Here is an 11,851-nt window from a genome sequence, read left to right as displayed (position 1 = left end):
GGCCGCACCCTCGCGTCGGGGTTCAGGTGGTCACCGTCTGACGGCGGTCCGCCTGGTAGGCCATCGCGTGCTGGACGACGCCGATGAGGGTCTCCTTGACGGACTCCCGGTCGCGGGCGTCGCACAGCAGCAGCGGTACGCCGTCGTCGAGATCGAGGGCCTGGCGGATGTCCTCCGCCGGGTAACGGGCCGCTCCCTCGAAGCAGTTGACGCCGACGAGGAAGGGTATGGAGCGCCGTTCGAAGTAGTCCACGGCCGCGAAGCAGTCCTCGAGTCGGCGGGTGTCGGCGAGGACGACGGCACCGAGCGCTCCCTCCGAGAGCTCGTCCCACATGAACCAGAACCGCTCCTGGCCGGGCGTGCCGAAGAGGTACAGGACCAGGTCCTCGCGGAGCGTGATGCGGCCGAAGTCCATGGCCACGGTGGTGGTGCGCTTACCCTCGACACCGCTCGTGTCGTCGACCGGGCGCCCGGCCTCGGTGAGCAGTTCCTCGGTACGCAGCGGCCTGATCTCGCTGACCGCGCCGACGAGGGTGGTCTTGCCCACGCCGAAGCCGCCGGCCACCAGGATCTTGAGCGTGACGGGCTCGACCGGAGGCTTCCCGCGCTCAGAACGCCCGAAGATCATCGATCTCTTCTCCTGCTTGATGGGGGTCGCGCGACGGTGGACCGTAGCCTCCGCCGCCGGGGGTTTCGATGACGAGTACGTCGCCGGGACCGACGTCGGCCGAGTCGCTTCCGGCGAGTGCGGTGACCGTGCCGTCCGCGCGTTCGACGCGGTTGGCTCCCAGCGCACCGGGTCCGCCGCCCGCCATGCCGTACGGCGGGACCCTGCGGTGCTGGGAGAGTGTGGAGACGGTCATGGGCTCGTGGAACCGGATGCGGCGCACAGCGCCGTCGCCGCCGCGCCACTGCCCGGCGCCACCGCTGCCGCGCCGCACGGCGAACTCGTCTAGCTGTACGGGTAGTCGCCACTCCAGCACTTCGGGATCGGTGAGCCGCGAGTTGGTCATGTGGGTCTGCACGACGGGCGCGCCGGGGAACCCGTCGCCCGCGCCGGAGCCGGAGGCCACGGTCTCGTAGTACTGGTGGCGCTCGTTGCCGAAGGTGACGTTGTTCATGGTGCCGGAGCCCTCGGCCTGGACGCCCAATGCGGCGTAGAGCGCACCTGTGATCGCCTGGGAGGTTTCCACGTTGCCCGCGACCACCGCTGCCGGGGGTTCGGGAGCGAGCATGGAGCCGGTCGGCACGACGATCTCGAGGGGGCGCAGGCAGCCGTCGTTGAGCGGGATGTCGTCGGAGACCAGCGTGCGAAAGACGTACAGGACTGCCGCGTTGACGACCGAGAAGGGGGCGTTGAAGTTCGTGGTCAGCTGCGGGGAGGTGCCGGTGAAGTCGACGGTGGCGGAGCGGTTCTCGCGGTCCACGCGCACGCGTACCCGGATGACGGCGCCGGAGTCGGTCTCGTAGGCGTACTCTCCGTCGTCCAGGGCGTCGATGACGCCGCGTACTGCTTCCTCCGCGTTGTCCTGGACGTGCTTCATGTAGGCCTGGACGACGTCGAGGCCGAAGTTCTCGATCATGCGGGCGACTTCGTCGACGCCCTTCCGGTTGGCCGCGATCTGGGCGCGCAGGTCGGCGAGGTTGGTCTTGGGATTGCGGGAGGGGTAGGGCGCCTCGGTGAGCAGGCCGAGGGTCTCCTCTTCGCGGAAACGGCCGTTCTCGGCGAGCAGCCAGTTGTCGAAGAGGATTCCCTCCTCCTCGATGGTGCTGCTGTTGGCGGGCATGGAGCCTGGGGCGATGCCGCCGATCTCGGCGTGATGGCCGCGCGAGGCGACATAGAAGAGGATTTCCGGCTCACCCTCCGTGTTCGCCGTGCTTCCCGTGTCGAAGACCGGCGTGATCACGGTGACGTCGGGCAGGTGGGTCCCGCCGTGGTACGGGTCGTTGACGGCGTAGGTGTCGCCGGGGCGCATCCGTGAGCCGCGGCGTCGGATGACCTCCTTGACGCTGGTGCCCATCGAGCCCAGGTGGACGGGGATGTGCGGGGCGTTGGCCACCAGGTTTCCGTCCGGGTCGAAGAGGGCGCAGGAGAAGTCCAGGCGTTCCTTGATGTTGACGGACTGGGCCGTGGATTCGAGTCGGGCGCCCATCTGTTCGGCGATGGACATGAAGAGGTTGTTGAAGACCTCGAGAAGAACCGGGTCGGCTTTCGTATCGAGATCGGAACTCTCCGTAATCGCCGCGCGTTCCATGACCAGATGCCCGTCGTCGGTCGCCGCGGCTTGCCAGCCGTCGTCGACGACGGTCGTCGCGCTGGCCTCGGTGATGATCGCCGGGCCGGTGACGGTCTGGCCGGGAGGCAGGTCCTCGCGGCGGTGGAGGGGCACGTCGCGCCATGTGCCGCCAGCGTGGAGGCGGACGGTCCGCGGGGTGGCCGGGCTGCCCTCAGGGGCGGCTTCGTAGGGGGCGAGAGCGGAGAGATCGGGGGGGTCGGTGATGCCGGTGGCTTCGACGGAGAGGGCTTCGACGACGATCGGGCGGTCGAGGGTGAAGGAGTACGTGGCGCGATGACGATCTTCGAAGGCGCGCCGCATGGTGTCGGGGTCGGTGAGTTCGACGGTGAGGGTGGTGTCGGTGCCGTCGTAGCGGAGTTGGGCGCGTCGGGTGACCTTGATGCGGTCCTCGGGGACGTCCTCGTCGAGGAGTTCGGTGCGGGCAGCGGATTCGAGAGCGTCCGCGGTCTTCAGGACGCCGGGCATGGAGGTGGCCTCCAGGGGGGCCTCGGCGGACTGTTCGCGCATGGCCGTGGTGTCGGCGAGGCCGATGCCGAGCGCGGAGAGGACACCGGCCATGGGCGGCACGAGGACCGTGCGGATACCGAGCGAGTCGGCGACCATGCACGCGTGCTGGCCACCGGCACCACCAAAGGTGGTGAGGGCGTAGCGGGTGACGTCGTGGCCCTTCTGGACGGAGATCCGCTTCACGGCGTTGGCGATGTTGGCGACGGCGATCTGCAGGTAGCCCTCGGCGACCTGCTCGGGGGTGCGATCGTCTCCGGTCTGCTCGCGGATGTCGCGCGCGAGGGCGGTGAAACGCTCCCGGACGAGGGCGTCGTCGAGGGGCTGGTCGCCCTCGGGGCCGAACACCTGGGGAAAGTGGGCGGGTTGGATGCGGCCGAGCATGACGTTGGCGTCGGTGACCGCGAGCGGTCCGCCACCCCGATAGCAGGCGGGCCCCGGGTCCGCGCCCGCCGAATCCGGCCCTACGCGGTAGCGGGCCCCGTCGAAGTGGAGGACCGAGCCGCCGCCTGCCGCGACGGTGTGGATGTCCAGCATGGGGGCGCGCAGGCGGACGCCGGAGATCTGCGTGGTGAAGACCCGTTCGTACTCGCCGGCGAAGTGCGAGACATCGGTGGAGGTGCCGCCCATGTCGAAGCCGATGACGCGGTCGAAGCCGGCGAGCTGCGACATGCGTGCCATGCCGACGATGCCTCCGGCGGGGCCGGAGAGGATGGCGTCCTTGCCGCGGAACTGCCCGGCTTCGGCGAGACCGCCGTTGGACTGCATGAACAGCAGCCGCACGCCTTCGAGCTCGTCGGCGACGTGCCGGACGTAGCGGCGCAGCACGGGCGAGAGGTAGGCGTCCACAACAGCGGTGTCCCCGCGCGGGACGAGCTTCATCAGAGGGCTGACCTCGCTGGACAGCGAGATCTGCGGGAAGCCGACGTGGGCGGCGAGCTCGCCGACGGCCTGCTCGTGGGCTGGGTGGAGATGGCTGTGCATACAGACCACGGCAACGGCACGGATGCCGTCGTCGTACGCCTCCTGGAGAGGGCCGGCGAGGGCGTCCAGGTCTGGCGTCCGCAGGACGGTGCCGTCGGCGGCGATGCGTTCGTCGACCTCCACGACCCGTTCGTAGAGCAGCTCGGGAAGTTCGATGCGGCGGGCGAAGATGCGGGGCCGGTTCTGGTAGGCGATGCGCAAGGCGTCGCGGAAGCCACGGGTGACGACCAGCAGGGTCCGCTCGCCCTTGCGCTCGAGGAGGGCGTTCGTGGCGACCGTCGTGCCCATCCGGACGGCCTCGATGGGGTGGCCTTGGGAGCCGTCCAGCAGTTCTCGTACGCCCGCCACGGCAGCGTCGGAGTATCGCGCCGGGTTCTCCGACAGGAGTTTGTGGGTCAGCAGACGGCCGTCCGGGCGTCGCGCGACGATGTCCGTGAAGGTGCCGCCACGGTCGACCCAGAACTGCCAGCCTGTCACGTCCCTACCCCGCTTCCGCGCCGCTCACAGCGCCCGCAGGCCGTTGATCACGTCGCGCAGAATACTCTCGTCCACCAGCTCGGCAGGCGGTACGGGCCGGTTCACATGGACGAATTCCGCGTCCACGAGATCCCCGACGAGGACGCGTACGACTCCGATGGGCAGGTCGAGCTCGGCGGAGAGTTCGGCAACGGACTGCGGGGCGTCACGGCACAGTTCGACGATGTCCACATGCTCCGGGGACAGCATCGAGTCCGCTTCCGGGTCGTCCGCGTGCGGTTCCACGACGACCACCGCGATCAGGTCGAGGCGGTGCTGGGCCGCACTGGTGGTGCGGCCGCGCGTCATGGCGTACGGACGGACGACCGGCCCGGCCTCGTCGTCGAACCAGTGGCTTCTTCCCTGACCGTCAGCGCTCATGCCATCCCACTACCCGCCCGAGGGCAGATCGGTGCGCGGAGCGGTACCCAGATGCACTCCGACCCGCTTGACGAGGAGCGTCATCTCGTACGCGACCAGGCCGACGTCCGAGTCGGCGTCCGAGAGCACGGCGAGGCAGCTGCCGTCGCCTGCGGCCGTCACGAACAGGAAGGCGTCATCGAGCTCGACGACCGTCTGCCGGACATTGCCCGCCTCGAAGTGGCGGCCGACGCCCTTGGCAAGGCTGTGGAATCCGGACGCGACGGCGGCCAGGTGCTCGCTGTCCTCGCGCGTCAGATCCTTGGACACCCCCGTCGGCAGGCCGTCGCCGGAGAGCACGAGGGCCTTGCGGATGCTGGCGACGCGATCCACCAGGTCGTCGAGGAGCCAGTTGAGCTCGCCGGACTGGTTGGTCGCGGTGTGGCCGGTCGCCTTCGGTGCGGTCATCGACCGTCCCCCTTAGTCGTTCCTTGTGCTGTGCCGCTGTGGGCGTCATCGCCCGCGGCGTTCTCCTGGCGGCCCCGCTGCCAGCCGCGCTGGAGCGATGCCATTCGGCTGCGTACCTCGTCCGCGTCCCGCTCGGCGAGTTCCGCGTTCTCCTCGACGCGCCGAGCGGGGCCCTGCTTGAGCTGCGGAGCCAGGCTGGCCTGTCGTACGCGCCGGGGCAGCGGACCCGAGCCGGAGCCGCTCTCCCGCTGGGCGGCGGACGTGCTCGGAGCGGATCGGTCCAGTCCACTCGATTCGATCGCGGCACGCCGCGTGCGCCTCGGGAGGGCTGCGGGCTCCGACGGCTCACTTCGGTCGTGCCCCGCGCTGGGTCGTGTGTCGGTACGGTCACCGATCCGGTCCTGCGCGCCGCTCACCTCTCCGCGGGCTCCTGTACCGCGACGTCGGGTCGGCAGCGGGGCGAGGCCGTTCGGCTCCGGGCGGCCTGTCGCAGGCTCTGCGTCCGCCTCGCCTCGCCGGGAGCGCTGCTCGGTGACCGGGCGTCCGTGCGAACTGACCAGCTTGGGCGTCCGGCGACGGGGCAGCGGGACGGGGGCGCTCACATCGCCGTCCGTGTCGGACCGGTCCGTTCTGCCGTGGATGCCGGTGACCGGGTGTTCGCCGAGCGGGTCCGACGCCTCGTCGTCCGCATGGGCGAGAGCACGGCGGGGGCGGAAGAGACCGCCGCGTTCGCTGTCCTCGTCGTCGAGCGCGTCCGGGAAGTCGCCGAGCGCGTCCAGGTCGACGGGGGCCTCCAGCTCCACCGGCCCGTCCAGGAGCGAAGCGGGCAGGCCGGGCACGCGGGCCGGCACGTGGGCGAGGGCGGCGCGGCGCGCCTCCTCCAGCTCGGCCTCCTTCGAGGGCGTGGGCCGGTCCAGACGGAACCCGATGCCGTTGGTGTCGGGGACGTCGTCGGTGAGCAGCGCGTCGGGGATGAAGACCACGGCGGTGGTGCCGCCGTACGGCGACGGCTGCAGCGAGACCCGGACGTTCTGCCGCTGGGCGAGCCGGCTGACCACGAACAGGCCGAGCCGGTCGGTGTCGGACAGCTCGAATTCGGGTGTCTCGGCGAGCCGGAGGTTGGCGTCCAGCAGGGCGTCGGCCGCCATGCCCAGGCCGCGGTCGTGGATCTCGAGGGTGAAGCCGTTGGCGACCCGCTCGCCCAGGACCTGGACTGCGGTGTGCGGCGGGGAGAACACCGTGGCGTTCTCCAGGAGTTCGGCCACGAGGTGCGTGAGGTCCGCGACGGCCGGTCCGGTCACGGCGACGCGGGGCAGACGTCGGACCTCGATGCGCTCGTAGTCCTCGACCTCGGCGACCGCGGCGCGTACGACGTCCATGAGCTGGACGGGCTTGCGCCACTGCCGAGACGGGGCGGCGCCGGAGAGGATCACCAGGCCTTCGGCGTGCCGGCGCATACGGGTGGTCAGGTGGTCGAGGCGGAACAGGTCGGCGAGTTCGTCGGTGTCCTCGGTCCGGCGTTCCATGGTGTCGAGGAGGGTGAGCTGCTTGTGGAGGAGGACCTGGCTGCGGCGAGCGAGGTTGACGAAGACCTCGGCGATGCCGGCGCGCAGTTCTGCCTGCTTGACGGCTGCCTCGACGGCGGCGCGCTGCAGGGTGTTGAGGGCCTGGCCGACCTCGCCGATCTCGTTCTTGTCGTACTCCAGGTGGGGGACCTCGGTCTCCACGTCTACCTGTTCACCGGAGGAGAGGCGACGCATCACGCTGGGCAGGCGGACGCCGGATGCCTCGTGGGCCTCCAGTCGCAGCTGCCGCAGATCTCGGATGAGGCCGCGGCCGATGCGCACGGAGAGGAAGAGAGAGAACAGCAGGGCGAGCAGCCCGAGGACACCGGCGACGGCCGCCTTCAGGATGACGCCCATCGCCACCGGGCTGACACGGTCCTGATAGCGGGCGCCCGCCTCGTCGTTGAGCTTGCTGAGCTCGTCGAGGACGCTGCCGGCCGCGGTGTCCCAGCTCTTGGCGTCGACCTTGCTGGGCCTACCCGCCTGGGACAGGATGACGGCCTGTTCGGCGACGCGAAGGGGAGCAGTGGAGGCGTTGTCCCAGAAGCGCTTGTAGCGTTCGCGCTCGGACGACGGCAGGTCCGTCAGGCTGATGTCGTACATGAGGGTGCGCTGGGCGACGAGGTCGGAGACCTGGCGTATCTCTTCGCGGGACAGCTTCCCGACCACCAGGGCCGAACTCAGCAACGCGTCCTCGCGGGAGAGCAGTTCGCGGGCGCGGGTCACGTTGAGAAGGGAGCGGGCCTGCTTGTCCATCGCCACGCTGTCGATTCCGTCGAGGGAACCCAGCAGGGAGTAGCAGGGGTCGACGAGCCGGTTGTACAGGCCGAGGGCCTGGGAGCGGGTCACCGTTCCGTCCTCGACGCTGCGGCGCAGGGAGTTGATGCCGTCGAAGGCGTCCAGGACGGCGGTGAGGCGCTCGGCGTCGCCCTCGTCCAGCCCGTCGCGGACGTCTGGGTCCTTGGCGTTCTTGCGGATCTCGGCGACGGCGGCGTCGGTGGCGCTCCGCGTTTCCCTCAGTGCGGACAGCGCGTCCGAGGCCCGGCGGTCGGCAAGATAGACGAGGGCCTGGCGGCGTTCCTGCTGCAGGACGCGGACGGCGTCCTCGGTGGAGTAGCCGATCTTCTCGACGAGGGACGACACCGTGAACAGCTGGGCCACACCTCGCCCCGTGAGTACCGTGGCGAAGCCCCAGATCGCAGTCAGGGACACCAGCGGCACGAGAAGCAGCGCCACCATCTTCCGGCGGACGGACTTCCCGCGAAAGCGCATGGCCTCCCCCAGCTCAAACCCCCATGACCCAGGGGGCACACATGTGCGTCAACAATTGGCGCGAGCCTACTACCGACGCACAAGTAACTCGAAGAGCCGTCCGGAACCTGAACTTCCGCACCCGCGACGAGACGTGGGGAGTTGTCCGGCCATTGCGGGAGATTGCCTCCCGTGATCCCGCGCCGCCGTCGAGGAGGGATCCGGCCGGTCTCCCAGGCCAGTTGGCCAGAAATTTATCTTCCTCGGGAATCTTCGGGACGCGCCGTTCGTCCTTCTCTATGGGAAATGGGGGCGGAATGGGCCACAGGAGCCGCATCCAGCCCCCGGGCGGCGTAAAACAGCGCAAGCCGGGCAACCACTGGGGAGCCGCGTCTTCGGACACGGGCACACGGTCTGCTGGCGGTGGGGAGTGACACGGTGATGGGCACGGCGGAGCGGCGCGAGGCGCCCGAGGACGGGGCAGCGGCGCATGTGACGGCGCGGCGCGGCCCCGAAGCGCTGGATCGCGACATTCCGGCGGGGGTACGTCTGGCGACGGGCAACCGCGATGCCGCAGTGGACGCGAGTGCGGTGGCCACGGAGCAGCACGACGTTTCGGTCGGCTCCGGCGGCAAGGCGGCGACGGCCGGGAGCGTGGCCGGGGCAGCCCGCGGCAGGACTGCCCCGGAGTGGTCGGCATACCGGCCGTTGTGGGTCGAGGAGCCCGCCCGGCGGCGCCGGATGCCGGACCCGGTACGGACGGCGTCGGTGCGGGCGGTGCTGATCATCGCGGTGACGCTGATACAGGCGATGGTGGCCTTCCTGTGCACCTTGGCGGGGTCGTGGCTGGCGTTCCCGATGGTGATCAGCAGTGTGGTCAGCACGGTGGTGGCCACCTGGGGGGCTCTCGACGTCTGGGTGACCCGCCAAGTGTGGAAACAGCGCAATGGCGTGATCTCGACGCCGAGCAGCACTGCACGCGCCCTGCGACGCGAGCGGCGTCGGGCCCGACGGCAGACACGGCAGGCCGAGCGCACCCAGGAGCGAATACGCCGGCGGGGCGGCGGAGCCGGCCAGCTGTCGCACTCGTGAGCGTGATGGAACGACCCAGCACCGGAGCCTGAGGAACGGCCCCGAGCAGCCTTACCCAGCCAAGTTCGGGCCGGATCAGGCGCCGAGCCAGGCCCTCGCCGGATGCCAGGCGCCGGAGCCAGGCCGAGTGCCGGTTCCTGGCCGACCCGGGGCGCCGGGTTCCGTTGCTCGGTCCCGCATCGGCGAGCGCGCGACCATCCCGGACGGCCTGCCCTGGTTGGAGTCAGACCACGGCCCGGCCGGGTCCGGTCCGTCCCGCGGACCAGTTCGTGCCGCGCTCGCATGAATGCGCGGGGGCGGTCTACGGAGAGGACGGCGGTCGTCCTGCCGTCGCGTTCGTACATGGCGAGGAACCCGTCCTCGGCCGGTGCGCCGTCGGCGAGTTCGCCATCGGTGATGCGGACCGTGTCTCCGTCCTTGCGTCGGCCCGCGAACTGGATGCGCGCTCCGTCCTGGTCCGACCAGAAGTAGGGCAGGGATCGGGCGGTCTCGGCGCTGCGACCGGCGAGCAGGTTGGCCACGGCGATCCGGGGCTGTTCCGTCACAGAGGTCCAGTGCTCGGCGCGGGAGCCACCGACACGGGCGACATCCCCCACGGCGACGACCTGAGGCAATGCCATGACACAGCCGTCGTCGCACAGGACACCGCCCTGCAAGGCAAGCGTCGAGCCCGTCAGCCAGGCGGTGTTGGGAGTGGCGCCGATGCCGACGATCACAACGTCGGCGGGGAGGGTACGGCCGTCGGCGAGTTCCACACCGGTGGCACCGATCGTGCCGCGCAGTTCGGCGACCGAGGTGCCCGTGACCAGTTTCACCCCGCCACGGCGGTGTAGGGCGGCGCACACGGCGGCCATTTCGGCGCCCAGTTGGGGCACGAGCGGAAGCGGAGCGGCCTCGACAACAGGGACAGTGTGGCCGAGGGCGAGGAGGACGCGGTTTCGGCCCCCTATGAAACCGCCGCCCATGACGACGACTTGGAGCGGGCTACGGGTGAGGTCCGCGCGCAGGGCGCGGGCGTCGTCGAGCGGGCGGAGGGTGTGCACGCCGGCGAGGCCGTGAGCCGGGAGGCGGCGGGCCGAGGCGCCGGTGGCGATGACGACGCCGTCGGTGGAGACGCTGCGGCCGTTGTCGAGGAGGACAGTGCGGCTGCGCGGGTCGAGCCCGCGGGCGCGAGCGCCGAGGAGCCACGCGGCGTCGAGTTCGGCGGTCTCCTCGGCGTCGGTGAGAGCGAGTTGGTCCTCGTCGGCCCGTCCGGTGAGGAAGTCCTTGGAGAGAGGAGGTCGGTCGTAGGGGCGGTGGGGTTCGTCGCCGATGATCACCAGTCGCCCGTCGAAGCCCTGGGCACGCGGCTCACGGGCGGCGTACAGACCGGAGAGAGGCTCCGACGACGGTCACGGTCCTCATGCGGTACGGCTGTTCTCGGGCACGGCAGAGACGGGGCGAGCAAGGGAGGGGTTATGGCCTCGGCTCCACGAGAGCCGGGGTGTGCGGTGCGGCGCGCGGCGGCTTCCCCGGAGCCGGGCACCGGGAAGGGCAGAGGTCGGCGGGAGCCGCGGGCCGGGAGCTCGCGCAGGGCGGGCTCGGCAGAGCGGCAGCCACACAGGACAGCCGAGGGCGGCTCACCGGATCTGCGGCCAGGCAGGTCACTCGGGCGCGACTCACCAGAGCCGCGGGCCGACGCCCCCCCCTGGGCCGACGCACCGCAACTGCCCCCAGCCAACTCACCTCGGCCCGACTCGCCACCGCCACCGCCACCGCCACCGCCACCGCCACCGCCACCGCCACCGCCACCGCCACCGCCACCGCCACCGCCACCGCCACCGCCACCGCCACCGAGAGGATCGCGGCCGTCTCGGTGGGCCGGAGCGCGATTGCCGACCTGAGCCGCTCGGTCCCACCGATCGGCGGGCCGGCAATCCGGTCGGTCCACGCGATCGCGTGGGTCGGCGCGGTCAGGGTGGCCAGTGGCGTGGTCGGCCGCCGGGGTTGCTCGCGCCTCACCGGAAGCGGTGCCATCGACGGAGTGAGCCCGGTCGGTGTGGTCGCGAGGGCCAGCCCCCGGGCCGTCGGTCACGGCCTCCATACGGCGCTGCCCCCTCCGCGGCAAGGTGGACGTGGAGGGCGCCGCGCCGGGGTCGCGAGGGCCCCACTAGGCCCTCGGCGTGTGGCGTTCATGCGGCGGCTCCCCATGCGCAAGGCCATCAGCGGCGTTCACTCGGCGGCCCCCTCCCCTGCAGCAAAGCGGACGCACATGACGCCGCGGCATGGTCGCCAGGGCCGCCACAACGCCATCAGTCACGGCGTTCACGCAGCCCCCCACCCCAAGAGCGTCACCAGCGGCGTTCACGCGGCGGCCCCCTCCTCCACGGCGAGGGGACATGGATGACGCCGTCGTCGACGGTGACCCGGTGTGTGCGGACGGGGTGCGGGCCGGGAGGCAGGTCGTCTCGCCCGTACGGAGGTCGAATGAGGCGGCGTGCAGCGGGCATTCGACCGGACAGCCCTCCAGCCAGCCCTCGGAGAGGGGGGCGTCCTGATGGGTGCAGGTGTCGTCGATGGCGTACAGCCGGCCGTCGTCGGTATGGAACACGGCGACGGGCGGTGTCGTCCCGACGCGGACGGACTCGCCCTCGGGGAGGTCTTCGATGCTGCAGACGGGAATCACGGGCCCCCTCTCGGTCCGGGACGCTCGGTCCGGACCTGTGTGGTGCAGGCGGATCGGAGCGTTCGAAGGCCGGACCGGCGTCGGTCCGGCGAGCAAGGCGGTGACGAGTGCCGGACCGGCGTTGCTCCGGCAGTCGAGGAGTTCCGGAC

General features: G+C 71.0%; 7 protein-coding genes and 2 pseudogenes. 1 reads left to right on the top strand and 8 read right to left on the bottom strand.

Going from position 1 to position 11,851, the window contains the following annotated elements:
- Window positions 1-22 precede the first annotated feature (22 nt).
- Genes ACIREI_RS26310 through ACIREI_RS26290 form a run of 5 tightly spaced genes read right to left on the bottom strand, consistent with a single transcriptional unit; the run spans window position 23 to window position 7,966 of the window.
- Entirely contained in the window at window positions 23-628 is a 606-nt protein-coding gene (locus tag ACIREI_RS26310) for a GTP-binding protein (RefSeq protein WP_403337362.1), read from the bottom strand.
- The gene (locus ACIREI_RS26305; RefSeq protein ID WP_403337359.1) at window positions 609-4,262 is read right to left on the bottom strand and encodes a hydantoinase B/oxoprolinase family protein; all 3,654 of its coding nucleotides are present in this window, start codon (window positions 4,260-4,262) and stop codon (window positions 609-611) included. Before ACIREI_RS26305 ends, ACIREI_RS26310 begins: the two co-directional genes overlap by 20 nt.
- A 24-nt stretch (window positions 4,263-4,286) precedes the next feature.
- On the bottom strand, window positions 4,287-4,682 hold the full coding sequence (locus tag ACIREI_RS26300) for a DUF742 domain-containing protein (protein WP_403337357.1): 396 nt from the start codon (window positions 4,680-4,682) through the stop codon (window positions 4,287-4,289).
- 9 nt (window positions 4,683-4,691) lie between these two features.
- Complete coding sequence (locus tag ACIREI_RS26295; RefSeq protein ID WP_031486154.1) at window positions 4,692-5,129, bottom strand: roadblock/LC7 domain-containing protein; 438 nt, start codon at window positions 5,127-5,129, stop codon at window positions 4,692-4,694.
- On the bottom strand, window positions 5,126-7,966 hold the full coding sequence (locus tag ACIREI_RS26290) for a nitrate- and nitrite sensing domain-containing protein (protein ID WP_403337354.1): 2,841 nt from the start codon (window positions 7,964-7,966) through the stop codon (window positions 5,126-5,128). The genes ACIREI_RS26295 and ACIREI_RS26290 overlap by 4 nt, the downstream gene beginning before the upstream one ends.
- A 420-nt stretch (window positions 7,967-8,386) precedes the next feature.
- Between ACIREI_RS26290 and ACIREI_RS26285 the strand changes: the two genes are divergently transcribed.
- A complete protein-coding gene (locus tag ACIREI_RS26285) occupies window positions 8,387-9,037 on the top strand; it encodes a hypothetical protein (RefSeq protein ID WP_403337432.1) in 651 nt (216 codons plus the stop codon).
- A gap of 239 nt (window positions 9,038-9,276) precedes the next feature.
- Here the strand turns inward: ACIREI_RS26285 and ACIREI_RS26280 are convergent.
- From ACIREI_RS26280 to ACIREI_RS26270, 3 genes and pseudogenes are all read right to left on the bottom strand, one after another.
- A pseudogene (locus ACIREI_RS26280) lies at window positions 9,277-10,441 on the bottom strand (NAD(P)/FAD-dependent oxidoreductase); the annotation flags it as partial.
- A gap of 51 nt (window positions 10,442-10,492) precedes the next feature.
- Window positions 10,493-11,053 (bottom strand): hypothetical protein, encoded by a 561-nt coding sequence (locus tag ACIREI_RS26275; protein ID WP_403337351.1) that lies wholly within the window; start codon window positions 11,051-11,053, stop codon window positions 10,493-10,495.
- A gap of 327 nt (window positions 11,054-11,380) precedes the next feature.
- A pseudogene (locus tag ACIREI_RS26270) lies at window positions 11,381-11,702 on the bottom strand (bifunctional 3-phenylpropionate/cinnamic acid dioxygenase ferredoxin subunit).
- Window positions 11,703-11,851 lie beyond the last annotated feature (149 nt).

The sequence above is a fragment of the Streptomyces sp. NPDC093591 genome, from assembly GCF_044764885.1.
Lineage (GTDB): Bacteria > Actinomycetota > Actinomycetes > Streptomycetales > Streptomycetaceae > Streptomyces.
Note: the sequence above shows the minus strand (reverse complement) of the source record. Positions and strands in the feature narration are given on the sequence as shown.

Excerpts from the sequence above, each read along its gene's own strand:
- ACIREI_RS26310 (WP_403337362.1), bottom strand. The coding sequence starts at position 628 with ATGATCTTCGGGCGTTCTGAGCGCGGGAAGCCTCCGGTCGAGCCCGTC.
- ACIREI_RS26300 (WP_403337357.1), bottom strand. The coding sequence starts at position 4,682 with ATGAGCGCTGACGGTCAGGGAAGAAGCCACTGGTTCGACGACGAGGCC.
- ACIREI_RS26295 (WP_031486154.1), bottom strand. The coding sequence starts at position 5,129 with ATGACCGCACCGAAGGCGACCGGCCACACCGCGACCAACCAGTCCGGC.
- ACIREI_RS26290 (WP_403337354.1), bottom strand. The coding sequence starts at position 7,966 with ATGCGCTTTCGCGGGAAGTCCGTCCGCCGGAAGATGGTGGCGCTGCTT.
- ACIREI_RS26285 (WP_403337432.1), top strand. The coding sequence starts at position 8,387 with ATGGGCACGGCGGAGCGGCGCGAGGCGCCCGAGGACGGGGCAGCGGCG.
- ACIREI_RS26275 (WP_403337351.1), bottom strand. The coding sequence starts at position 11,053 with ATGGCACCGCTTCCGGTGAGGCGCGAGCAACCCCGGCGGCCGACCACG.